The organism is Candidatus Photobacterium acropomis (genome assembly GCF_030685555.1).
Classification (GTDB): Bacteria; Pseudomonadota; Gammaproteobacteria; order Enterobacterales; family Vibrionaceae; genus Photobacterium; species Photobacterium lucens.
Map to the genome: position 1 here is coordinate 313,217 of NZ_CP131608.1, position 24,284 is coordinate 337,500.

The 24,284-nt window shown below is 42.1% G+C and carries 28 protein-coding genes; 13 read left to right on the plus strand and 15 right to left on the minus strand.

The features are described from left to right. Positions 1 to 117: 117 nt before the first annotated feature. From Q7657_RS01440 to Q7657_RS01480, 9 genes are all read right to left on the minus strand, one after another. Complete coding sequence (locus tag Q7657_RS01440; protein ID WP_107167157.1) at positions 118 to 1,677, minus strand: HAL/PAL/TAL family ammonia-lyase; 1,560 nt, start codon at positions 1,675 to 1,677, stop codon at positions 118 to 120. Next, positions 1,664 to 3,355, minus strand: a complete 1,692-nt coding sequence (locus tag Q7657_RS01445) for a glycosyltransferase family 2 protein (RefSeq protein ID WP_107167156.1) — start codon at positions 3,353 to 3,355, stop codon at positions 1,664 to 1,666. Before Q7657_RS01445 ends, Q7657_RS01440 begins: the two co-directional genes overlap by 14 nt. Next, positions 3,352 to 3,723 carry an ApeI family dehydratase gene (locus Q7657_RS01450; RefSeq protein ID WP_107167193.1) on the minus strand — a complete coding sequence of 124 codons (372 nt, stop codon included), beginning with the start codon at positions 3,721 to 3,723 and terminating at the stop codon, positions 3,352 to 3,354. Before Q7657_RS01450 ends, Q7657_RS01445 begins: the two co-directional genes overlap by 4 nt. 18 nt (positions 3,724 to 3,741) lie before the next feature. Then, positions 3,742 to 5,136, minus strand: coding sequence for an AMP-binding protein (locus Q7657_RS01455; RefSeq protein ID WP_107167155.1), 1,395 nt, complete (start codon positions 5,134 to 5,136; stop codon positions 3,742 to 3,744). Between the two features lie 65 nt (positions 5,137 to 5,201). After that, positions 5,202 to 5,765, minus strand: coding sequence for a COG4648 family protein (locus tag Q7657_RS01460; protein WP_107167154.1), 564 nt, complete (start codon positions 5,763 to 5,765; stop codon positions 5,202 to 5,204). A gap of 3 nt (positions 5,766 to 5,768) precedes the next feature. Then, complete coding sequence (locus Q7657_RS01465; protein ID WP_053987833.1) at positions 5,769 to 6,023, minus strand: acyl carrier protein; 255 nt, start codon at positions 6,021 to 6,023, stop codon at positions 5,769 to 5,771. A 26-nt stretch (positions 6,024 to 6,049) separates the two neighbouring features. Then, positions 6,050 to 6,307, minus strand: a complete 258-nt coding sequence (locus Q7657_RS01470) for a phosphopantetheine-binding protein (protein WP_107167153.1) — start codon at positions 6,305 to 6,307, stop codon at positions 6,050 to 6,052. A 5-nt stretch (positions 6,308 to 6,312) separates the two neighbouring features. Continuing rightward, positions 6,313 to 7,131: a lysophospholipid acyltransferase family protein gene (locus tag Q7657_RS01475; protein WP_107167152.1), complete on the minus strand. Its 819-nt coding sequence runs from the start codon at positions 7,129 to 7,131 to the stop codon at positions 6,313 to 6,315. Then, positions 7,131 to 7,859 (minus strand): beta-ketoacyl synthase chain length factor, encoded by a 729-nt coding sequence (locus Q7657_RS01480; protein ID WP_107167151.1) that lies wholly within the window; start codon positions 7,857 to 7,859, stop codon positions 7,131 to 7,133. The genes Q7657_RS01475 and Q7657_RS01480 overlap by 1 nt, the downstream gene beginning before the upstream one ends. A 269-nt stretch (positions 7,860 to 8,128) precedes the next feature. Here Q7657_RS01480 and Q7657_RS01485 point away from each other — a divergent pair, with 269 nt between their 5' ends. Together Q7657_RS01485 and Q7657_RS01490 are read left to right on the plus strand one after the other, a co-directional pair. Beyond that, positions 8,129 to 8,527 carry a hypothetical protein gene (locus Q7657_RS01485; RefSeq protein WP_107167150.1) on the plus strand — a complete coding sequence of 133 codons (399 nt, stop codon included), beginning with the start codon at positions 8,129 to 8,131 and terminating at the stop codon, positions 8,525 to 8,527. A 139-nt stretch (positions 8,528 to 8,666) separates the two neighbouring features. Beyond that, complete coding sequence (locus tag Q7657_RS01490; RefSeq protein WP_053987836.1) at positions 8,667 to 9,734, plus strand: methyltransferase; 1,068 nt, start codon at positions 8,667 to 8,669, stop codon at positions 9,732 to 9,734. A gap of 11 nt (positions 9,735 to 9,745) precedes the next feature. Here the strand turns inward: Q7657_RS01490 and Q7657_RS01495 are convergent, their stop codons facing one another. Beyond that, positions 9,746 to 10,612 (minus strand): alpha/beta fold hydrolase, encoded by an 867-nt coding sequence (locus tag Q7657_RS01495; protein ID WP_258178292.1) that lies wholly within the window; start codon positions 10,610 to 10,612, stop codon positions 9,746 to 9,748. Between the two features lie 238 nt (positions 10,613 to 10,850). Between Q7657_RS01495 and Q7657_RS01500 the strand changes: the two genes are divergently transcribed. Then, positions 10,851 to 12,092 (plus strand): NAD(P)/FAD-dependent oxidoreductase, encoded by a 1,242-nt coding sequence (locus tag Q7657_RS01500; RefSeq protein ID WP_107167148.1) that lies wholly within the window; start codon positions 10,851 to 10,853, stop codon positions 12,090 to 12,092. A 150-nt stretch (positions 12,093 to 12,242) separates the two neighbouring features. Then, positions 12,243 to 12,458, plus strand: coding sequence for an HP1242/YdcH family protein (locus Q7657_RS01505; RefSeq protein ID WP_008988644.1), 216 nt, complete (start codon positions 12,243 to 12,245; stop codon positions 12,456 to 12,458). Positions 12,459 to 12,582: 124 nt separating this feature from the next. Here the strand turns inward: Q7657_RS01505 and Q7657_RS01510 are convergent, their stop codons facing one another. The 5 genes from Q7657_RS01510 to Q7657_RS01530 form a co-directional block, all read right to left on the minus strand. Next, positions 12,583 to 12,876, minus strand: coding sequence for a hypothetical protein (locus tag Q7657_RS01510; protein WP_107167147.1), 294 nt, complete (start codon positions 12,874 to 12,876; stop codon positions 12,583 to 12,585). Positions 12,877 to 13,078: 202 nt separating this feature from the next. Further along, positions 13,079 to 13,867, minus strand: a complete 789-nt coding sequence (locus Q7657_RS01515; RefSeq protein WP_107167146.1) for a DUF8426 domain-containing protein — start codon at positions 13,865 to 13,867, stop codon at positions 13,079 to 13,081. A 217-nt stretch (positions 13,868 to 14,084) separates the two neighbouring features. Beyond that, positions 14,085 to 14,516: a GNAT family N-acetyltransferase gene (locus Q7657_RS01520; RefSeq protein ID WP_107167145.1), complete on the minus strand. Its 432-nt coding sequence runs from the start codon at positions 14,514 to 14,516 to the stop codon at positions 14,085 to 14,087. Positions 14,517 to 14,623: 107 nt separating this feature from the next. Then, on the minus strand, positions 14,624 to 14,845 hold the full coding sequence (locus tag Q7657_RS01525) for a VF530 family protein (protein WP_008988647.1): 222 nt from the start codon (positions 14,843 to 14,845) through the stop codon (positions 14,624 to 14,626). Between the two features lie 101 nt (positions 14,846 to 14,946). Then, entirely contained in the window at positions 14,947 to 16,008 is a 1,062-nt protein-coding gene (locus Q7657_RS01530) for a helix-turn-helix domain-containing protein (protein ID WP_023934869.1), read from the minus strand. 1,324 nt (positions 16,009 to 17,332) lie between these two features. On the opposite strand from Q7657_RS01530, the gene Q7657_RS01535 reads away from it, so the two are divergent. From Q7657_RS01535 to Q7657_RS01575, 9 genes are read left to right on the plus strand one after another with little or no spacing between them, the layout of a single operon-like run. Next, a complete protein-coding gene (locus tag Q7657_RS01535) occupies positions 17,333 to 17,731 on the plus strand; it encodes an ATP synthase subunit I (protein WP_008988649.1) in 399 nt (132 codons plus the stop codon). Position 17,732: 1 nt separating this feature from the next. Further along, positions 17,733 to 18,500 (plus strand): F0F1 ATP synthase subunit A, encoded by a 768-nt coding sequence (gene atpB, locus Q7657_RS01540; protein ID WP_008988650.1) that lies wholly within the window; start codon positions 17,733 to 17,735, stop codon positions 18,498 to 18,500. Positions 18,501 to 18,552: 52 nt separating this feature from the next. Further along, positions 18,553 to 18,789 carry a F0F1 ATP synthase subunit C gene (atpE, locus tag Q7657_RS01545; RefSeq protein ID WP_004730405.1) on the plus strand — a complete coding sequence of 79 codons (237 nt, stop codon included), beginning with the start codon at positions 18,553 to 18,555 and terminating at the stop codon, positions 18,787 to 18,789. Positions 18,790 to 18,841: 52 nt separating this feature from the next. After that, entirely contained in the window at positions 18,842 to 19,312 is a 471-nt protein-coding gene (gene atpF / locus Q7657_RS01550) for a F0F1 ATP synthase subunit B (protein WP_008988651.1), read from the plus strand. 14 nt (positions 19,313 to 19,326) lie between these two features. Beyond that, on the plus strand, positions 19,327 to 19,875 hold the full coding sequence (locus Q7657_RS01555) for a F0F1 ATP synthase subunit delta (protein WP_107167144.1): 549 nt from the start codon (positions 19,327 to 19,329) through the stop codon (positions 19,873 to 19,875). 12 nt (positions 19,876 to 19,887) lie between these two features. Beyond that, the gene (gene atpA, locus Q7657_RS01560; protein ID WP_053987844.1) at positions 19,888 to 21,429 is read left to right on the plus strand and encodes a F0F1 ATP synthase subunit alpha; all 1,542 of its coding nucleotides are present in this window, start codon (positions 19,888 to 19,890) and stop codon (positions 21,427 to 21,429) included. A 57-nt stretch (positions 21,430 to 21,486) separates the two neighbouring features. Continuing rightward, positions 21,487 to 22,359, plus strand: coding sequence for a F0F1 ATP synthase subunit gamma (gene atpG, locus Q7657_RS01565; protein WP_008988654.1), 873 nt, complete (start codon positions 21,487 to 21,489; stop codon positions 22,357 to 22,359). Positions 22,360 to 22,380: 21 nt separating this feature from the next. After that, a complete protein-coding gene (gene atpD / locus Q7657_RS01570; RefSeq protein ID WP_008988655.1) occupies positions 22,381 to 23,766 on the plus strand; it encodes a F0F1 ATP synthase subunit beta in 1,386 nt (461 codons plus the stop codon). Positions 23,767 to 23,782: 16 nt separating this feature from the next. Then, complete coding sequence (locus tag Q7657_RS01575) at positions 23,783 to 24,226, plus strand: F0F1 ATP synthase subunit epsilon (protein WP_053987847.1); 444 nt, start codon at positions 23,783 to 23,785, stop codon at positions 24,224 to 24,226. Positions 24,227 to 24,284 lie beyond the last annotated feature (58 nt).

Genomic DNA, 24,284 nt, shown 5'->3' on the forward strand with positions numbered 1-24,284 from the left:
TGAACTTAGTACCTTGCGCTGACTTGGGTATAAGTCATCAAGATAATAGCGGAAAAAGCCATACTCACTCTGAATGTTGAGTGAGTATTTGGTCAATTTTCCAAGCAAGAGAAACTGTTAGCGATATAGTGGCCAATGTTGATGCTGGATCATATCGATAAACAGACGTAAATCTTGCTCTAGTGGGCGATCTTCAATAACAGGTTCAAAGTGCTCTAACACCGCTTCATTCATCTTAGTCAGTGCAGGACTTAAATGTGATGCATTAAGTTCTTCATCACGCTTTCTTAGCTCAATTGCTTGAGTGGCTGCCAGCAATGATGCAGCAGTGACTTGCTCTGTTAACTGCAATACACGTAAGCAATCACGAGAAGCAATGGTGCCCATACTGACTTTATCTTGGTTGTGACATTCGGTAGAGCGTGAGAATACACTGGCTGGCATGGTGTGTTTTAACGCTTCTGCCGTCCATGCTGAGATACCGATTTGTACCGCTTTAAAGCCGTGGTTGATGGGCTTACGTTCACCCACGGCGCCCGTTAGGTTAAATGGCAAACCGTTGTTGAACTTGTAGTCCATCAGCTGTGCCATTTGGCGATCAAGCAGATCTGCAATGTTAGCAACAGCGGTTTTTAGGGTATCCATTGCCATTGCAATATGACCACCATAGAAGTGACCACCGTGAAGCACACGTTCGTTATCACCATCAATAATCGGATTGTCGTTAGCGCTGTTGAGTTCGTTTTCAATCATTTGACGAAGCCATGGCAGGCTATCTTGCAGCACACCAATCACATGAGGCGCACAACGTAATGAGTAACGATCTTGCAGTCGATCGCTGTTACGAGGTGGACGTTCTGCTTGCAGATCTGAACGTAACCAACTAGCAATAAGTTGCTGACCAGGATGTGGTTTTACTGCAAATAGTGCTTCATCAAAGTGGAAATCATTACCTTGCATCGCAACAGACACCATTGCGGTGATCTTGGTTGCCATTTGTGCTAGATATTCCGCGCGCTTGTAAGCTAAACAGGCAAGTGCTGTCATTACCGATGTGCCATTCATTAGCGCTAAGCCTTCTTTCGGTCTTAGCTGAATAGGCGTAATACCAAGTTCACTAAACACTTCGGCAGTTGGACGCACTTCGCCTTGATAAATCACATCGCGCTCACCGATTAAGGTTGCAGCAACGTAAGACAGCGGGGTTAAATCACCACTGGCACCAACGGAACCCTCTTCAGGAATACGTGGCACGATGTCGTGATTAATCAAGGTTACTAATTGGTTCAGTAGTTCATGACTAACGCCAGAAACCCCTTGAGATAGCGAGCATAAACGGGTGGCTAGCACTGCTCGAGCCTGTTGCGGTGCTAATACTTCACCTAAACCACAGCCGTGGAAACGGGTTAAATGCAGCGGTAATTCATCAACGAGTTTTGGTGGGATCGCAACAGTACATGAATCACCGTAGCCAGTGGTTACACCATAAATTACGCCTTCATCTTTAAGTAGGCGTTCAAGGAAAGCGACACCGCGATCAATTTTTTCGTTGAATGAGGCATCATTATTCATTTCAGCATGGGCACCATTAGCGATAGCACAAACGTCTTCAATAGTGAGGCGATCAGCACCGAACTTAATGGTTTGTTGAGTTGTAGAGGTATTATTGGTTGTCATTGTTCTTTCCACTAAGCTGCCAAAAATTAAAAAAGTTATACCATTGTAATGGTGCTTTGATTGTGTAGGACTCTAGCCTTGATGCATAACGTTGTACTGTTTCTTGCAGCGCTGTTTCTCGTGTCTTACGAGGCAAAATCAACTGCTCGCTGAAAGGTTCAAAGTACACATCAAAATGCGGTGTCGCTTGGCTATCATCACGTAAACCAAAGAGTGTGTAGACGGGCACTTTTAATACGGAAGCAAGAATAAAAGGCCCTTGTGGAAATGGGGCTGGTTTGCCTAAAAAGTCTGCCCATACCACACGTTGTTCTTTGGTCACTGAAGTGCGATCACCGACGATGACCACCCATTCACCTTGTTCCACTTTTTGCTGCAACATGATCGCGGTATCTGCGCCTAATTCATTCACTTGAATGAGATTGAGATCAGAATCAGGGTTAATGGCTTTGAGCACCGCATTAAAACGTTCAGCGTGTTCCGTAAAGACTAATGCGTTGATCTTAATATCGGGATGGCGAGAGCTTAATGCTCGGCATAGTTCTAGGTTGCCAAGGTGTGAGCCCAACACAATGATGCCTTGTTTGCGCTTTGCTAGCTCATTAAAGTGTTCGTCACCATGAATGGTTAAGTTTTTTTCAGAATAGTCGCCTTGCCATGCCACCAGTTTATCTAACATGGTGTGACCAAAAGACAGTAGATGATCGTAGCTATTAAGTTTTGTAGGCAAGGCTAACTGATTGTCGCTGGCGTAGTTTTCGAGTTGTTCGAGATAATCTTCTGAGGCTTTTCGCGCTTTTTTACCGGTTAAGTAGTAGTAACCCATCACGGCTTTTAACAGCAGGTTAAATGCTTTTCGCCCTAGTAGTGAATAAACAGCTAATAAGGTTTTTATGCCTAAAATCGTGCCACGCTCAGCGTGTGAAGACCAATGCTGTTGATCGGTTGGCTTACGTTTTATTAGTTTAGGAATGCGTGGCAACATGCCAAAAAACAGTTTGGTATGCATCCAGCTGATTTTGACGTTATCCCATAGCGCATCAAAGTGAGAGATCCCGTTTTCAGGGTAAATTACCTTGGTATCAATGAAGCGAACATCGCCATTATCCCAGTAAAAACGCACCATGATTTCAGTATCAAAATCCATTCTCAAACCAAGTTTATTGTGATTAATCACATTAATGATCGGACGAATAGGATAAGAGCGAAAGCCACACATACTGTCTTTGATATTAAACGACAGGGTTTCAATCCATACCCAAATATGGGTGGCATAACGACCATATAAGCGAGATTTAGGCACCGAGTCATCATAGATAGGTTGACCAGAAATCAATGCTTCGGGATGGGCTTGAGACGCTTCGAGCAGTTTAGGTAAGGCCGCTAAATCATGTTGACCATCGGCATCAATTTGGAGTGCGTGGCTAAAGCCAAGTGCATCAGCTTGTTTAATACCGGCGATCACTGCACCGCCTTTACCTTGGTTCTTTGGTAGCGTGACAACGGTGATATTTGGGCGTTTAGCTTGCTCAGATAAAATCTTTCGAGTCGCTAATTCGCTACCATCATCGACGATAATGATCGGAAAGCCATAGGATGTGAGGGCATCAATCACCGCTGGGACTGTCGCACCGTGGTTATAGCAAGGGATCAGAAAGCAAGGGTTAAACACACTCATGCGGGCTGTCCTAGTTTGATTTTGCCCGATGAGTGTTTGTGTAATTCATCATTTTCATCGATAGAGGTATAGCTAAAGTGCAACTTCTGCTGATCATCACGCCATTCCAATTTTAGGATAATGGTTGAATCGGGCAAAATTGGCTCTTGGAATTTAATTACATCCATGCCGTTAAAATGAGTGGGAATATCAGCAAAGCATTGCTTAGCAAAATGGACTGCCCAATCAATTTGACTGACACCCGGTAGCAGTGGAAAAGACGGAAAATGTCCTTGAAAATCTGATAGCTGACCATCAGGACGTAAGGTGAGTTCTGCCTTATTGTCGTCGATATGTTGAGCGAGTAATGTTGGAGTTCTATTTGTCATCATTATTATTCTTTTTTGCTAGGCGTTATCTGCTTTAAATAACAGCTCTAAATCACTGACTAAACGCTTTCCTTGGGTGTTGAGTGGAATACTCTCAACCAGTCGGTAGCTACGTGGAATGCCGACAGGTTCGATCCACTGGCGTAGTTGTTGGCGTAATAGCAACCAAAACTTCCCTTTACCGATTAATGTAAGCTGTGTTTGTCCTTCTTCTGTCAGCGTGATCACTGCTCCTAAGATTAGACGATTATCTTGCTCTAGCGGTAACACAGCTGCTTCATTAATCCATGGTAGCGAACATAAACGTTGTTCAACATCGGTGAGCGAAATTCGTTTTTCTTCAATTTTGATAATGCGGTCAGTACGACCTTTTAGCATGAAACGATCGTTATCGAACAGTTCACAATGATCGCTGGTTTGATACCACTGAGTTGGATCAATAAACGGTGATAGGATCTTCAAACACTGTTCAGCATTTAGTGCAATCTCAATAGCTGGGAAACGCTGCCAAGGGGTTGTGGCTTGTTGCTGTTGACGATATGCCATACCGCCTGTTTCTGTGCTGCCGAACACTTCAAACGGCAGTTGTTCAAATAAATGTTGGCATTGGTGAGCCGCTGCTAAGGGTAACGGACCACCGGATGAGAAAATGGCACGATACTGTGCGGTTTTCTGTTCGTTATCGAGGCGCTTTAGCAAAGCAGGGCTACTGATCAGCACATGATCATTGCTCGCTTGTGCCATTACTTGTTCAGGGTAGATCAAATCAAACCGACTAAAGCTGCGATCACAACATAATGGCCAGAGAATACGAAACAGTAAGCCGTAAATATGTTGGTGTGATACCGTACTGCTAATGGTGGCTTGTGCTAGCTTTTTGCCCCATAAGTTCTCAAGTTGAGCAATTTCATTATTCAGCAACGCCAGATTTTTATGAATCGCTTTCGGTGCACCACTAGAGCCTGAAGTAAATAGTGTGAGTTCAATAGCTTCAAGTGCTAGAGGGGTAAATTGTGTAGCGTTGTGAACACTGGTTTGCCAGTCAATGTCGTTGAGTTTTAGGCTAATACAATCACTTGGACATTGAATATTGTTGTCGTGCAACAAGCCATCAAAGTGGTGGCTAAGTTCAGCTAATGCTGCTGGCTGGTGATTACCCGGTAAAACCAGTTGGTGTTTACTGTGTGCCAGCGCCATAAATGCCACGGCAAAAAAGTAGCTATCTTCACAACAGATCGCCCATTGCTTAGCGTCATAGCGAGCAAGAGCTTGGCACAACAGTGCTACATCGTGAGTGAATTGTGCCCAAGATGTGTTACCTGGAGGATCGACTGACACAGGAGATTGGCGATGAGACTGCAGCATCAACTGAGAGAGTGACGTCATTGTTGTCGGCAGTGTTAATGGTTCCATGATAATTCCGGTGTTGAAGTGAAGATGAATGGCAATGGCAGCAAGTAAGGGACAAGCCCTTAACCTTATTGTGATTTACGTTGAACGAATTGACGAACTACCCATTCAATCGCAAATAAGCTGCCAGCAAAAATGTAGCTGATCAGGCCGTTGTATAACGTCCACACTTGTAGAGAAAGGAAACAAGTGGTTAAGGCGATTGCACCATTAATAATAAAAAACAAGCACCAGATCTTGGTTACATTACGGGTGTAACGGACACCGCTAGGCGGTAAATCGGATTCTTGTAGTCGTGCTAATCGCTCGATCAAGCTCTGTTTTTGCCATAGGCTGGCACCAAATAACCCAAGCATAAGTACATTGACGATCACTGGATAATATAAAAACCAGCCATGTTCACGGAAAACACTACCGAGTAGAGCAAGGGTTAAGCCAGCACCACCACTGAGCCATGCAATGTACTTGAGCTCACGAAGTTGAGTTTGTTTGGCGGCAATGATCCGAACAAGAAATAAAATCGCCAGTAGCCCAGCCACTACGCCTAATCCCCAACGATTTAAGCCATAGTAAACCGCGAGAGGATAGGCGAGTAATGCTAATGCTGACACTGCAGTCAGCAAACGCATCATGGGTTATTCCTTAATTAGCTCGATCACAGCATCGACAACATCGTCAACGGTACGCACTGTTTTGAACTCTTCAGGTTTGATTTTTTGACCTGTTAGGTTTTGTAGATGAACTACTAAATCAACCGCATCAATACTGTCTAGATCAAGATCTGTGTATAGATTGGTTTGTGGTTGAATGTCATCGGCATCAAGTTCAAATAGCTCTACAAGCACGTTTTTAACTTGATCAAATACTTGGTTACGGTTTGCTTCTGTCATATTCTAATACGCTGTTTTATCTGTATTTATTTTTTATTGTTAGAGATATAGTTTGCTAGATTTGCTACCGACGCGAAATGCTCGCGAGTGTTAGTGTCATCTGCATCAATAACAATATTGTACTTCTTCTTAATCGCTAAGCCCAATTCTAGTGCGTCGATGGAATCTAGACCTAAACCATCATTAAAAAGAGGCGCATCTGTTTCAATATCATCAACCGTGATGTCTTCAAGGTTCAACGATTCAATGATCAGTTCTTTTAATTCGTTTTGTAGTTGTTCCATAGTACCTACTTATGATTGTTATTATGTTGCTCAACCGTGTGTTGGGCGGGAAAAATGGCTTCGCCAAGATAACGATTAAGCTTACGCGCTGCTGTCGTTGCTGAATCACTGCTTTTAAGAAATGATCCGATCTCTATTTTATCCTTTACTTCAACTAAGAAGAAAGGCTTGGTATCAGGCACTTGGTACCACTTCTTCTCTTTCGTTAAGAAGCTTGGCTCTACCGTGATATGAATAACACGTAGATCTGATTCTGTGCGTACCGCAATCTGTGCTGCACCACGTTGCAATTTGGACTTTTTTCCCGGTGTTGTGCGCGTACCTTCAGGGAAAACCAGTAAAACATTACCGTTATTTAAACGCTCACTACAGCCATCTAATAAACTTTCAGGATCTTTATTGGGAATGTAGCCTGCGGCTTTCACAATGCCTTTCATAAATGGGTTATGCCAAATAGCGGCTTTTACTAAGCAATCACATTGTGGCAACCGTGATGCAATTAATACGTAGTCAATTAAGCTTGGATGGTTTGCCACAATTAGGCAATTACGATCATTGGCTAATAGCTCAGTATTTTCAAAACGGTAATCAATCGCTCCCCAAAAACGCATGGTACGGCAGAAAAAATCAAACGCTTGTTGAATGATTTTTTGCACTTTAAATTCACGCTGCTGGCTGTCTTTAGCGGTACGTGTCATGAGTGGGAAGACAATAAAGGTCAATGCCAGTGCGCCTACGCCAAAGATGGTGAAGCAGAAACCGGTTGCGAAAATACGCCAGTATTTATTCAAGCGTTGTGGCACTGTCAGCGTTGAATTTGGCATTACTTATGTTCCCAATACCAGTGGTGACGCTGATCGGTTATAACAAATTGTTTGTTGCCTAATGTGAGATGCTTGATCACATCTAATGTTTGTGGGTAGCCCATGTTCACGTCCTTTGTTCGCTGATCAAATGCACTCCATTGCAGTGTGTAGTCATCGCCCGCAGAAAGAATGGCACTGAAGGCATAGCCTTGGTGAGCATCATTCTCAAATGCTTGGTATTGCTCAGGTAGTGGTTCGTCAAAATCAACCAGCAATACTTGGTGTTGTGGGTTATCGCTTAAGTAGCATGCTGCTTCAATCAAGGCTGAATGCAGTGTGTGTTCACCAGCCGATAACGATGTTACTGGGATCGGCTGTTTGGTAATGATGGTATAAAGACCCGCTGCGGTATTGTGAACAGATTGAGAGAAAGCAATGGGTGAGGCGTCGTCACCATCAATGATGGATTCAATCAGATCAACCGTGCGATGAAGTTCACCGTGGCGGCTAGCAAAAATGATGTAATCAATATCTTTTTCATCAGCGAGCGATAGCGCGCTTTGTAGTGCAAGCTTGGTTAAGTTGCTCATGCGTCGGCGCATCATGGCCGGAATTTTATCGAATTTGATCGGCTCTGGTGCTTGTGGCCAGCGTTGGGTTTCTGCCCATTCTTGCCATTCTAAAGAGGAAGAAAGACCTAGCGAAAGGGCTTTCCAGTCATTAATAGTAAAGTGCACCGAGTTCATTCTTAAACCGTTTGAGTAATATTTATTGTTATAATTTCAATTTGTCTATGATAATAAAATCCGTCGCTTATTGAAAAAGGTATTTGGGACATAAATAAAACTTAGCTTAAGTTTTACAATGTAAACCCTTCATCAAATAAGTGATATCGATATACCCAAGAGGCTTGGGTATAGTCAGTTATCATATAAGTATTACAAGCTTAATATAGACAGCGAAATAATGCTTAGCTGATAAAATTCTAATTAATAACAGCGATAATAATTAAACAATGAAAAAACTTTTCCTAACAACTTTAGCTAGCTTGCTCATTGTCGGTTGTACTAGTAAACCTGTAATGAATTTAAACAATGTTTATGTGCCAACGACTGTGACGGGACAACAGCACACGGCAGAAGATGTACAAAAAGCGATTTTAACGGCTGCAGAGCAGCGCGGTTGGAGTGCGCGAATGATCAAGCCGGGTTTGATTTTGGCGAATATTTCGGTGCGAACCCATAGTGCAACCGTTGAGATCCCATATTCATCAACCAGCTACAGCATTGACTATAAAGACAGCCAAAACTTAGATTACGATGGTACTGATATTCATCGTAATTATAATAATTGGGTAGTGAAACTTTCTCGTTCAATTCAGCAGCAATTGGGCGTAAGTACTCAAAATTATTAATAAAAAAAGAGGTGTTTATTGGTAAGTCATTGAGCGAAAAGGTGACACGGTTAATTACCAATAATTTGTTTTAGAACAATAATGCCCCCTCAAGGGTCGATAGAATAAGCGCTAACTATATAATTGATGTAGGTGTCGCGTGACCCATTATTCTATTGATCCTTTCAATGCTCTTGATGCAAAAACAGAAGCGCAAAAACTCGCTTTTGCTCCTATCGTATTTCAAACCGCTAAGTCACTGCGTGATCTTGGTATTCTTGCTGCATTAGACGAAGTGAAAAAAGAAGGGCTGGATGCTGCTGCCATTTCAAAGCGTACAGGGATCAGTGAATACGGAGTCAAAGTACTATTAGATATGGGGTTAAGTGCTCATATCGTAACGTGGCAGGCTCCCAATTATCGTTTAGCGAATCTTGGTCACTATCTATTGCATGACGGTATGACACGAGCGAACTTAGATTTCACCGCCGATGTTTGTTATGCCGCGATGATGCACCTTTCTGACTCTATCAAAGAAAGTAAACCGGCAGGCTTGGTGGAACTCGGTGATTGGGAAACCATTTACCAAGGGTTATCACAATTGCCAACGGCTGCTAAAGAAAGTTGGTTTAACTTCGATCACTTCTATTCCGATCGTTCATTCCCGTTATTGCTTGAGCGTGTCTTTGCTAAAAAGCCTAAGCGTTTATTTGATATTGGTGGTAACACGGGGAAATGGGCGCAACAGTGCTGTGCTTATGATCCTGATGTCAATGTCACCATTATCGACTTGCCACAACAAATAGAAATGGCGCTTGCACAAGCACAAGAAAAAGGCTTGGCAGATCGCATTGATGGTGTCGGTATCAACTTGCTGGATAAAACCCAAGCGCTACCGCAAGGTGCCGATGTGTGGTGGATGAGTCAGTTCTTAGATTGTTTCTCGCCAATGGAAATTCTCAGTATTTTACGTCGAGTACGCGAAGCCATGTCACCGGGTGCGACCGTGTATATTCTGGAGCTATTTTGGGATGCGCAACGCTATGAAGCTGCCACCTATAGCTTGAATGCTACCTCGTTATATTTTACCTGTTTAGCAAATGGCAATAGCCGTTTTTACCGCAGTGAAGACTTCCTTGAAATCGTCGCAGAAGCAGGGCTTGTGGTTGTTGAGCGAGAAGATAACATTGGGTTAGGCCATACCTTACTGACACTTGCTGCTGCATAAGTGGCGTTTCATTATTCTTGATACGCTAGCATCTCTACTTGTGTAGCAGGCGCTTGGTTTCTTACCAATTGCTCAGTGGTTTTTAACCATTGGGCAATATGTTGCTGGTGGTGTGGATGGTCATGTGTCATTGCTCTGGCATGGCGGCAATCATCTAACGCCATAAACGCTTTCGTGCCTTTAATATGGCTATAAACATGCTCACCAAACTCAAAAGGCACGACCGCATCATGCTGACAATGGATCACCAAGGCGTGGCTTGACGGGATGCGATGTAGGCTTTGCTCGGCAGCATAATCATCTCGCATGATCAGATGTGCTAACCAATCATACATGATGCCAAAAGGGCTTTGGCGTAATACAAACTGGGCTTCTTTGATGTAACTGCTAAACGGTGAATCAAGGATCATGCCATCAATAACGACTGGGTTATCTGCCCATGCGCGTAGAAAAATATTACTCCCAGTTGAAGTCGCAACCACAAATAATGGCTGGTGGTTATATTGGCTGATAAAGTTCAGTATTGAAATAGCATCAAGGTAGGCGGCTTTATCTGTCGCACGTCCGGTAGAATAACCAAAGCCTGAATAGTCAAAGGTCAGAACATTAAATCCATGTTGAGTCAGCCATATGACTTTCTCTTGGGTTTGCTCCATTTGCCCACTATTGCCATGAAAATGCACAATCGTACCGCGTTGTGGTGAGTTTGAAGCAGGAAAAAGGCGATAAGCAATATGATTGCCCGATAGTGAATAAACACGCGAGACTTTTTCGCTCGGATCGCGGTCATTAGAGGGAGAAAAGAAGGCTTGGTTAGCGCATCCATTAAGTGATAAGACTGTTAGTAAGATTATGAGATATAACAATGATTTCATCATCTTGCCTTCCACTCACCCGACATATTGATAAGTGTGTACAGCGTGGCGACAAAATGTGATCTCGTTTATGAGAAATCAAAACAATGATTCACATATCCATTTTTTAAAGCAAAGACTTGAGGCAAGAAGTGGCGCGATGACAGATCTTTGCTAAACTCCCTGTTCGCATTAACAGACCATTTAACCTTATCGAGTCATACTTCAGATAAGCGCATTCTATCGTGATCAAAGGAACAAGATTTTGAATAACAGACAACGCACACAAGTCGCAATTATTGGTGCAGGTCCATCAGGAGCTGTTGCAGCCGCGTTACTCAATCAACATAAGGTTGATGTTGTCGTTTTAGAGAAAAACACCTTTCCTCGTTTTTCTATTGGTGAAAGCTTACTGCCTGCGTGTATGGAAGTGATCAAAAAAGCCAATATGGTCGATGCTGTTAATGCGGCTGATTTCCAATACAAGAACGGTGCGGCATTTCGTCGTCGTGACACCTACACTGCATTTGATTTTCGTGACAAGTTTACTGATGGTGCAGGCACAACATTTCAGGTTCAACGTGGCAACTTTGATAAAGTGCTGGCAGATGAAGCAGCAAAGCAAGGTGTTGAAATTCGCTACCAACACAATGTGGAAGCGGTGGATTGCGGCGATACTACATCGGTATTAACAGTACGTGATGAAGTGAACGATCAGGTTTATCAGCTAGAAGCCGATTTCATTCTTGATGCCAGCGGTTTTGGTCGTGTGCTGCCGCGTTTACTCGATTTAGAACAACCATCATGCTTGCCTGTACGCCATGCGATTTTCACCCATGTTGTCGATCATATCGAAGATAGTGGTGTTGAGCATGATCGTGAAAAAATCCTGATCTCAGTACATCCAACCAATGAAGATGTCTGGTTCTGGTTGATCCCATTTAGCAATGGCACTTGTTCATTAGGTGTAGTAGCAGAGCCTGCGTTCTTAGCCCAATACGATGCTGATGAAAAAACAGCCCTACAACAAATTGTGGCAGAAGAGCCAACCTTAAATAAACTGCTGAGCAAGGCAGAATATTCAAACCCAGCAGCGCAAATTGGTGGTTATTCTGCCAATGTGAAGCACCTTGCTACCAACAACTATGCACTGCTTGGTAACGCGGGGGAGTTTTTAGATCCTGTGTTCTCATCAGGTGTGACGATTGCGATGCAGTCAGCCGACTTCGCGGTTAATGCATTATTAAAGCAATTAGCAGGTGATGAAGTAAATTGGCAGCAAGATTACGCTGATAAGCTGATGGTAGGTGTGAATACTTTCCGCACGTATGTTGAAGGTTGGTACTCAGGTGAATTACAGAAAGTGATTTTCTATACCGATCCTGATCCTAAAATTAAACAGATGGTGTGTTCGATTTTGGCAGGTTACGCATGGGATAAGAAGAACCCGTTCGTTGCTCAGTCTGAGCGTCGTTTACGCACCCTTGCAGAGATTTGTAGCTGATCAGATTGCCTCTATTTCAAGCCATGTTCAATGGCTTGAAATAGTAATATTGGTTTTCATAAATAGGGCAGCAAAAGCGTGATTTTTGTCTTAATTTAATTAGATAGAAGGCGTATAACTAATACATACACTATTTATGAGGAAGTACCGATGTTTCCAGAATATAAAGATTTAATCGATTCTTTAAAGGGCAAAGAAGTTGGTTTTGATCGTCTATATGACAAACACAGCGAGCTAAATGCTGAAATTGAAAAAATGACAGCGAAAGACGGTTACGACGAAGATATTATTGATAAGCTAAAGAAAGAAAAGCTACTACTTAAAGATGAAATCTTGGCTTATTTAAAAAATGCCGAAGCGAAGTAATAATCTATCCGCCAACAATAAGTAAATTGAAACAGAAAAGATAAGCGTTAGTTTTTCTTTTCTGTTTTTTATTTAGATGGATATAGAACTTATTAGTGGATAAAAGTTTGTTATAACCCAGATACTAACTCATACAAGTAAGTTTCTTATTTATATTTGAGACTACAAAGCGCATATCGATACTTTTGAAGAACGGGTGCCAAGGTTGTGGGGCAAGAAAGTAAAAGCGATTTCCATATTCCCACACCAAGCATACCTCTCCAGCTAAACCTGCATCATTGGCGTAATACTGAAGAGATTGATTTAACTTATTTTGCTGTTGACTGGACATTGATTGAACTCGAGAAGACACAGGTACAATGATCATATCTTGACCTTGCTCTCTAATATGTGCAACTTCGTATGTTTGGCTAGCCATTAGTTCCCTCATAAGACCATTAGCAGAAGTCATCAATATACAATTAACTTAATAATATAAATCGTATCGCGATCTCATTTAGAATGACTAACGTTAAATATCTGAACAGGTTACAATATCTTGCTAAGCGGCATGAAGTAGTTGGCTAAACTTGCAAGGAACTAGCGTGAGCCAACTGTTACATGTCCATTTGAGCAACTTGTTAGGCATTATCTCGCAATATTGCTTTTAACTTTTCTAACGGCATTGCTGGTTTTTCCTTATGAATCATTGCATGGCAATTCGGACATAGAGGAATCAAATCTCGAAGTGGATCAACTCTATGGATACCTTTAATTGAAGCAAGATCTGTGCGGTGATGTACGTGTATGAAACTCTTACCAATACGCCCATATTTACTTTCCATATTGATATCACATGCCGCACAGGTATAACCATAGTGTTCTATGCACTTTTGCCTAGCTACAGGATTCCTTTCAATTGCAGTTGAAGTAATTGAAAATCTTGCACCTTCTTTAAGAATTGTGTCTTCAGCTATTTCAGAAAACTGGCAACCAGCAAGTGTCCAACGTATATTTTGACCAGATTGAACAGTGGAGTTGCAGTCTTTCCATAATTTTTCTGCTGAGATATCAGTTAGCACAGCTTGGCGCTGATGCATATACCCCAAAATAGGATTTTCTTTATTAAATACGTAAGGTCCAGTAACCTCAAAAACACAATTTCTACGACCATTTTCGTTTACAATAACAAAATCGCCCTCTCTTATGTTTTTATAGAGATTCCAGAGACTTGGGCCTCCTAAGTGCGCATTATCCAAATTAGGGTAAGAGGAGCTAATCAAGTTAGTTATCTCTGATTGATTGTTTGGAGCTATTTGCGTTAAGTCGTTAATATCCGACCAACCTATAGCGATACAGCCTAACTCTTTCATGAGTTCAATCGATTCTAATGCATTTTCATGATGGGCAATTAAGCGCCAAATATTCATAGTTACCTCTAAATGCCGAACTGCTTCTTAATAAGCCTTCTTACTTTCACGCAGAAGAAAGACCCATAATCATACTCAACTAAACTCATAAATATCATGATCTTGATGGCAATTTTACATATGAATTAACTTTCGTAGGATATAGAAAGAGAAGTATGTAAATCGGATTTAAAATCGTCGCTATTAAATCCGATAAAGAAGAGCTAAACCATTTAAATTAGCATTGCTTGATCATATGGACGAACTGATCATCTTGATGAGTAACTTCAAAGCCGAATCTTAGATATAGTTTTTCTACTCGATTAGTTTTGATATAGATGAGCTTTATGGGTAGTGAGGCGTTTTGGGCTTGTTCAATTACATCATTTAGAATCTGACTACCGATCCCTTGCCCTTGATATTGTGGCAGTAAGAAAAAACGCCCAAAGTAAATATGATCGTCATGACGCTGGACTAGATAACTGCCTGCTGGTTTGCCATTAATTTCAATGATGGTTGGTTTGGCTAATTCCCATTCTTCACGGTGAATCCGTTGTTGAATTGTTTCATCCCAACCAAAGATAGTTTTAATTGGTTCGTATTCTGCGGCTTTTTTCAGTTCAAACAGAAAGTTGTAGTCAGTTTTTTTGGCTTGGCGAGTAGTAAACATGCCGTTCTCCAAATATTTCGATGATAGGGGTATGTTTTGTGAGGGGAGTGGAGGAGAGAAATGGCATACCTTACTTTTATCGAGTTAAAGCCTGTATGCCAATCGGATCACTGACAGAAAGTCTCAATATAAAGCGCTTCTACTTTGTCTCGTGCCCATTGGGTACGACGTAAAAACTTCAATGATGATTTGATTGATGGGTTGCTGTAGAAACAGTTGATCTGAATTTTCGCATCCAAACCTTCCCAGCCGTAGTGTTCTTGCAAGCGTACAAGGATCATTTCTAGGGTTAAACCGTGTAATGGGTTATTCGGTTGTTCTTGGCTCATTTTAATGGGTGTTCCTACACTGCGGTGATCAAAGAGGGCGAGTGTATCAGAATGCATGAGAGATGTTGATGCTTTCACGCATTCTTATTGTAGCCTGATGTTTAGGTTAGCTCCCAATGTGAAATGACATGGGTATCTAGGCTTTGATTTCTATTGACCAATAATGATGGGCATACCCCAGTCCAGCGTTTAAAGGCGCGAGAAAAGGTGCTGAGATCGGAAAAGCCAAGTTTAAGGGCGATATCCGTTAATGCTAATTCTGGATCGTCTAATAAAGAGAGGGCTTTTTCGAGCTTATAGTTCTCTAACACGCCACGATAACTGGTAGAAAGGCAGGCTAAGCGACGGTTTAGAGTGCGGAAACTGATATCCATTAAGCTAGCAACATGATTACCAGAGGCGATTTCCAGATCCGATAAGCTGTCTAATACGCGGTAGACTTGGGTGATCACGTTGTGCTGGTGGAAGTTCTCTAGCTGTCTTTGCAGCTGCCACAAACTGTTTTGGTTTATGATCGGATCGGCTTCCGTTAATGGTGCTGTCAGTGACTTTTTACTAAAGGTCAGGCGAATTAATGGATAACCATAGTGACACTTTAGGTTTAACGCAGACGATGCCATTAAGTTATCAAACAGTTGTTGCTCTATACGGGCATTGGTTAAAGAGGGCAGAAACACATCCCCTTTAATGGCTTTATGGCCCCATGTTTGTTTGAACACGCTGAGTAAGAAAGCGAAATGCAATGCTAATAAAGACAGGCTTTCGGTTGAGTGTTTGGCAACAGGCTCATTACTCAATAGCCATAAGTTAATATTATCGCCTTTATTTTCATCGAGATAAAAGCGGATTGAGCTGTTTAATAACTCACTGTATTGGCACAGGGTGTGAAGCTGAGTGTATCGATCTGGGCTTGTCCATAACGCTAAGCTGTAAAAGTTAAAGGTCAGCGGATTAATTGATTGCGCGATTTTGGTTAGCTGATGCGATAGCGCATGGTATTCAGGTGTGATCGTTGAAAGGTACTGTTTTAGCCACAGACCTTCAAAATGAGTCATATCAAAGGTGTGGTTCTCTTCCATATTGAAGTTGGCAAAGGGAATGATACGTTTCCAGCCAGAAGAAACCGTATTTTTATAAGGTGACAGGGAATGATTGATGTCCATGGTTACCAACACGCTCCGATAATGTTTACTTTTTAGTAACAAATAAGCCGTTTAACGCTACTTCTATTCTTAACTATGTAAAAAAGTGCAATCACTGACCGTTATAAAATAATAGTTAATGTTAATTTAAAATGAATCAAATGTTCAGCTTTAATTTTATTTTGTTTTCACTCTGTTCTTTATAATGTTTTATATTTTACATGGTGCTCTTTGTAGCACGTTAAATATGTCATAAATAAAAATCATTAATGACAATTAATACTAACAAAAGCCCTTTATATAAAGAAATAAGAATAGGAATAATGAAAACGGTTATTATTTAAAACGCCTGTTTATTATTGTATTCAATATATAGTCAATTTGCATTAAACAAAAAAACGCTTCGATATATCGTGTAATGATAGCTTAGTTAGCAGATTATTTATATTTTTTAAATGTACTTTTATGCTTTTATTTTTTGATGTTTGTTACAAAAAATAGCGCATTTTCTCAGCAGTAATATTTTACTCATTTGGATGCTTGTTTGAACGCAATTGAGAGCGATTGCTATTATTGAAGGATATGTGCTTGATAGATCTGAGATGACATAATAAGTATTAATAAACAATGGGTTAGTTAATGCTTAACGCTTAAATATTGTTTTAAATCAGCTTGATAGAAGTGCTCTTGCTTGAACTTCTACTCTTTATTTCTACTTCTTCCATTCTTTTCTCTGGTGTTTTTTCCTTACTTATATTGCGTGGAATAGTGCTGGCTGTGGTTCTTTGCTCCAACTTTTTACCATGTAAAAAAGTGCCATTTCGCGGTTCGCTCAACAAATTTCGTTTTATGACAGCAAATGAAAAATAGTAATAAAAAAGAGGTCGAAATTTTGCTTTGGGAACAATTCTTATTACCTAACCGTTTTCGATTAATGCTCATTTTTATTAATAATATGAATACATATTTATGCATCATGCGTACAACATAATCCATTGTGACTTCAATTGTTGTTGCTTCTCAAAAATGAAAAACATTGATTGCAATTTTTTTTATAGCGCTCGTGATGGTGATCACGTAGATTTTAAAAGGTAGGAGGTTGAGCGGAAGTGCTTGATTTACATGATTTGTTTTTTACGTCGTGAGAATTGGCAAAATTTCGCTTTGGTTTATTAATAAATACGTAACATTGTATTTATTACTGATACGACTCCTAATGGTTTTATTTCTCTTGCAAGATTATTCATTCTGTATGTTGTGCAGGTTGTGTCATAAGTTGAAATAATCCGTAATAAGTTGATATGGAGGGGTTGGCTGCTTAGTGCAAATGTAAAGAGGATTGAAAATGAATGCGGATTCTGGTTTTAGCGATATTTTATCTGCAGCAAAAAAGATTTTAATTGGTCAAACGATCCTAGGTTCTCTATTTATCTGTTTTTCCTTTATTTCTGCTGATTGGCTTTGTATTAAATCTTCCATTATTGGAGTCGCTATTGCGGTTATTCCATCTTTGTTAGGTTTAATGACTGCCGCTTTTAAAATAAAAACAAATAAAGACATTAATATTCGATATTTAGCCAAGCTTAATAGTTTTATTAAGTGGGTATATACCGCAGTAATGATGTTAGCTGTTGTTCGTTTTATTCCAGTTAATCATGTAGCTATGTTATTGGCTTACAGCGTGACATTTTTAGGATGCTTTTTAACCCCGATACTAAACAAACCTCAATTTAGGATGACGTAAGGTGGAATCAGTAACTACTGCTCATGATTATATTGAGCACCACTTAACATTCCTTACTGTAGGCGATGGTTTTTGGAGCCTCAATATCGACTCCATGTTTATGGTATGGGTGTTAGGTTTACTGTTCATCGGACTCTTTAGGTATGTGGCAATACGCGGAACCAGTGGGGTTCCAGGTAGATTGCAGTGCTTTATTGAAATCACGTATGAATTTGTAAACAACCTCGTTAAGGAAATATTCCAAACGAAAAGCAAGATTGTTGGCCCATTGGCATTAACGATTTTCGTCTGGGTTTTCTTAATGAACATGATCGACTTAATTCCTGTTGATTTTGTTCCAACGTTAGCGCGTGAATTAGGCTTTACTCACTTCCGTGATTTGCCTTCTGCCGATGTTAACGTGCCGATGTCGATGGCGATCGGTGTGTTTATTTTGATTATTGGTTACACCCTGAAAAATAAAGGGTTAGTTGGCTTTATTAAAGAGTTAACAACGCAACCATTTGAACACCCATTGTTGTATCCGGTGAACTTCGTTTTGGAGTTGGTAACATTAATTTCAAAACCAATTTCTCTTGGACTTCGACTATTCGGAAATATGTACGCAGGTGAAATGATTTTTATCCTGATTGCATTAATGCCGTGGTGGATCCAGTGGGCGCTAAGCGTGCCTTGGGCATTATTCCACATTCTGATTGTGTTCCTTCAAGCCTTTATTTTCATGGTATTGACAGTTGTATACCTCGCAATGGCAACCGAAGAACATTAATTAAATTCGTTTCAATTTAAGTTTATATATTTAGTAATTTTTGGAGTCTTTCATGGATATCGTAAGTGCAGTTCTTTACGTTGCTGGTGCGCTTCTCATTGGTTTAGGTGCAGCTGGTGCGGCATCAGGTATCGGTAATCTTGCTGGTAAATACCTAGAAGGTGTTGCTCGCCAACCTGATCTAACCCCTATGCTACGTACTCAATTCTTCATCATGATGGGTCTTGTGGATGCGGTTCCTATGATCGGTGTGGGTATTGGTCTTTACATCATCTTTGCTGTGGCGTAATAGCCAAAACTACCGTTATAAATCATAACGTTATTTAAATAGTGAGGATGGTATGAATTTAAATGCAACCATGCTTGGTCAGGCAATCTCTTTCGTGATTTTTGTTTGGCTATGTATGAAATATGTATGGCCACCGCTAACGGCGTTAATTGAACAACGCCAGCGTGATATCGCCGAAGGACTGATTCATACCGAAAACGCATCAAAAGAGCTTGAGTTAGCGAAAGCTAATGGTGAAAAGCTACTTGATGATGCGAAGAAAAGTGCAAATGAATTAGTTGAGCAAGGGAATAAACGCCGCGCTCAAATCATCGAAGACGCACAAGCGGAAGGTGAGAAAGAAAAAGCGCGCATTATTGCTCAAGGTCAAGCGGAAGTAGAAAGCGATCGAAATCGTCTACGCCAAGAACTACGTGCAGAAATGTCTGACATGGTAATTGAAACCGCACAGAAATTGATTGCTCGTAACTTAGACACGGATGCGAACCGCGATCTTGTTAATAAACTCATCAAGGATATGTAAGCGGGGAGCACATTATGTCAGATCCACTAACGATTGCTCAGCCTTATGCCAAAGCAGCGTTTGATTTTGCCCTTACCAATAATGCATTGGAGCAATGGGAGCAGATGTTAATCGTGGCTTCAACGGTGGCTAGCCAACCTGTGATTGCTCAGCAAATCGAAGATAGTGAGCAATTTGGCGAGCACGACTCGGCAGCATTTACAGCGATGTTCTTAGGCGTTTGTGAAGGATTGCTGGACGAACATGGTCAGAACCTGATCAAAGTAATGGCAGAGAATGGACGTCTAAATGTGTTGTCGCAAGTGGCAGAGTTGTTCCATGAACTGAAAGAAGATCATGAGCGCATGGTTACTGCAACAGTAACCACCACTGAGCCGTTAACTGATGAGCAAAAAGCGAACCTGAAACAGGCGCTGCAAAAGAAATTAAATCGCAGTGTTGAGCTTGATTGTCAGATTGATGAATCGCTTGTAGGCGGAATGCTAATCAAAGCCGGTGAAATGGTGATTGATGGCACGCTAAAGAGCTCTATCCACCGCTTAGCGACAAGCCTTCAGGCGTAATAGGTAAATAATATGCAACTGAATTCCAACGAAATTAGCGATCTAATTAGACAAAGAATCGCCACCTTCAATGTGACCAGTCAGGCACGTAACGAAGGTACAATCGTCTCTGTAAGCGACGGTATTATTGTTATCAATGGTCTTGCTGATGTGATGCAGGGTGAGATGATTGAACTTCCAGACAACCGTTATGCATTGGCACTTAACTTAGAACGTCACTCTGTCGGTGCCGTTGTTATGGGTCCGTACGCTGATCTTGCTGAAGGCATGAAAGTAACAGGTACAGGCCGTATTCTTGAAGTGCCAGTTGGTAAAGGTTTACTGGGTCGTGTGGTTAACACCCTAGGTCAGCCAATTGATGGCAAAGGCGCAATTGATAACGATGGTTTTGCGCCAGTAGAAATTATTGCACCGGGTGTAATCGATCGTAAATCTGTCGATCAGCCAATTCAAACCGGCTACAAAGCGGTTGACTCCATGGTGCCAATCGGTCGTGGTCAGCGTGAGCTTATCATCGGTGACCGTCAGACAGGTAAAACAGCGATGGCGATTGATGCCATCATCAACCAGAAAGAATCTGGTATCTATTCTGTGTATGTGGCAATTGGTCAAAAAGCCTCAACGATTGCCAACGTAGTACGCAAACTTGAAGAAAATGGCGCACTGAAAAACACCATTGTAGTGGTGGCGTCAGCATCAGAAGCGGCAGCCCTTCAATACCTAGCACCTTATGCTGGTTGTACTATGGGTGAATATTTCCGTGACCGCGGTGAAGATGCTCTGATTGTTTACGATGATTTATCTAAACAAGCGGTTGCTTATCGTCAAATTTCACTATTGCTTAAGCGTCCACCCGGCCGTGAAGCTTTCCCTGGTGATGTGTTCTACCTTCACTCACGTCTACTAGAACGTGCAGCACGTGTTAACGCTGACTATGTTGAGCGTTTCACAAACGGTGAAGTAAAAGGCAAAACAGGTTCATTAACAGCGTTACCAATCATTGAAACCCAAGCGGGTGACGTATCAGCGTTCGTACCAACCAACGTTATCTCAATTACGGATGGTCAGATCTTCTTGCAGACTAACTTGTTTAACGCAGGTTTACGTCCAGCCGTTGACCCTGGTATTTCAGTATCACGTGTTGGTGGTGCAGCTCAAACCAAGATCATGAAGAAGCTGTCTGGTGGTATTCGTACCGCACTTGCACAGTACCGTGAATTGGCAGCGTTTGCGCAGTTCTCATCGGATCTTGATGATGCTACTCGTAAGCAGCTAGACCACGGTGAGAAAGTCACCGAGCTAATGAAGCAAAAGCAGTACGCACCTATGTCTGTTGCTGAGCAATCACTGGCTATTTTCTCTGCTGAGAAAGGTTACTTGAATAACGTTGAGTTATCTCAAATCGGTGCATTTGAAGAAGCATTAATGGCGTTTGCCAAGAGCCAGTACGCTGAGCTACTTGCATCTATTAATGAGTCTGGCAATTACAACGATGACATCGAAGCAAGCTTGCACCAGCTTCTAAAAACCTTCGTTGATACCCAGTCGTACTAAGCGACGAGCAATATCCGTCTAAGCACGACGCAGTATGAATGAAGATAGGAGCTAACCATGTCAAATGCAAAAGAGATCCGCACTAAGATCGCCAGCGTGCAAAACACGCAAAAGATCACCAGTGCAATGCAGATGGTTGCCGCAAGTAAGATGCGTAAAGTTCAGCACAACATGGAAGCGACCCGTCCTTACGCCGAGAACATGCGTAAGGTGATTGGGCACGTGACTTCCGGTTCGCTGGAGTATAAGCATCCCTATCTTGAAGAGCGTGAGGTAAAACGTGTTGCTTACATCATCATTTCCTCAGACCGAGGTTTATGTGGTGGTTTAAACATTAACTTGTTTAAGAAAACACTGGCAGATATGCGCCAATGGAAAGATCAAGGGGTAGCGGTTGATACCACCTTGATCGGTTCAAAAGCCATTTCGTTTTTCCACCGTTTCGGCAATGTCATTGCACAAACATCCGGTATTGGTGATGAGCCAAAACTTGAAGATATTTTAGGCCCTGTGAATGCCATGTTGGAGTATTTCGACGATGGCAAGATTGACCGCTTGTTCCTTGTTTACAACGAATTTGTGAACACCATGGTGCAAAAGCCAAAGGTCATCCAGTTATTGCCTAACCCTGAGCTTGAACAAGAAGAGCAAGATGAAGCGAACGTTTCAAGCCGTTGGGACTATATCTACGAGCCTGATCCAAAACCGATCCTCAACGAGCTGATGCTTCGCTATATCGAATCACAGGTCTACCAAGGCACCGTTGAGAGTATCGCTTGTGAGCAAGCAGCACGAATGGTTGCGATGAAAGCAGCAACCGATAATGCGGGCGAGCTGATTAATGATTTACAGCTTGTATATAACAAAGCCCGTCAAGCCGCTATTACCCAAGAGCTAAGTGAAATCGTAGCTGGGGCACAAGCCGTTTAAATAGAATTCTGAGGACATCAAATGAGTACTGGTAAGATTGTCAAAGTCATCGGCGCTGTCGTTGACGTGGAATTTGACCAAGATAGCGTACCACGTGTGTACGATGCGCTTAACCTTGTTGACAGTGAGCACGCAGAGCTTGTTCTAGAAGTACAACAGCAGATTGGTAGCGGTGTAGTTCGCTGTATCGCAATGGGTTCATCAGACGGTCTACGTCGTGGTTTAGAAGTGGTTAACACTAAGGCGCCAATTACAGTGCCTGTTGGTGAAGAAACCCTAGGCCGTATTATGAACGTATTGGGTACGCCTATCGATGAATGTGGCGAAATCGGTGAGAAGAAAAAATACGCGATTCACCGTGCCGCGCCTTCTTATGAAGATCAATCTAACAGTTCTGAGCTGCTAGAAACCGGTGTTAAGGTTATCGACCTTATCTGTCCATTTGCTAAGGGTGGTAAAATCGGTTTGTTCGGTGGTGCGGGTGTTGGTAAGACCGTTAACATGATGGAGCTTATTAACAACATCGCAAAAGCACACTCGGGTTTATCTGTATTTACCGGTGTGGGTGAACGTACTCGTGAAGGTAACGACTTCTACTACGAAATGAAAGAAGCGGGCGTACTGGATAAAGTATCCATGGTGTACGGTCAGATGAACGAGCCACCAGGTAACCGTCTTCGTGTTGCGTTAACAGGCTTAACCATCGCAGAAAGCTTCCGTGATGAAGGTCGTGACGTACTACTGTTCATCGATAACATTTACCGTTACACCTTGGCAGGTACTGAGGTATCAGCACTGTTAGGTCGTATGCCGTCAGCGGTAGGTTACCAGCCAACACTTGCTGAAGAAATGGGTGTGCTGCAAGAGCGTATCACTTCAACCAAAACGGGTTCTATCACTTCTATTCAAGCGGTATATGTACCAGCGGATGACTTGACCGACCCATCGCCAGCAACCACCTTCGCTCACCTTGATGCGACAGTTGTATTGTCTCGTAACATTGCAGCACTTGGTCTTTACCCTGCGATTGACCCATTGGATTCGACTTCTCGTCAGCTTGATCCATTGGTTGTTGGTCAAGAGCACTACGATGTTGCTCGTGGCGTTCAAACGGTACTTCAGCGCTATAAAGAGCTGAAAGACATCATTGCAATCCTAGGTATGGATGAATTATCTGAAGAAGATAAGCAAACCGTATCTCGCGCTCGTAAGATTGAACGTTTCCTTACTCAGCCTTATCACGTAGCGGAAGTCTTTACCGGTCAACCAGGTGTGTTCGTTTCTTTGAAAGACACCATTGCGGGCTTTAAAGGCTTACTAAGCGGTGAGTATGACGATATCCCAGAGCAAGCATTCTTGTACTGTGGTGGTATCGAAGAAGTACTTGAAAAAGCGAAAAACATGTAAGGCTTGAGGAGGCATTATGGCTATTGGCGTTACCGAGCATACATTCCAGCTCAATATCGTGAGTGCAGAAGGTCCGTTATTTTCTGGCCCAGCACACGCGCTGGCAATTTCTGGCTCCGATGGGGAATTGGGTATTCGCCCTGGTCACTCTCCTTTGTTGAGCCGACTAAAACCGGGTGTGGCGAGTTTTGTCACTGGGTTAAAGGATCCTGAAGAAATCCTTTATATCTCAGGTGGTCTTGTTGAAGTTCAACCCACTGTAGTAACTGTACTTGCCGATACGGCAATGCATGGGAAAGACATCGATAAAGCCCGCGCAGACGAAGCTCGACGCGCCGCAGAAGAGAATATCAACAAGCATGCTGATGATATTAACTTCGCTATGGCGGAAATGGATCTGGCAAAAGCAATGGCACAGTTACGTGCGGTTGAACTGACCCAGAAACAGATGCGCCGCTGATCCTGATGGAGTAAATACAGTAACCGTTTGTGGGACTACATCACCATAGAAAAGCAAG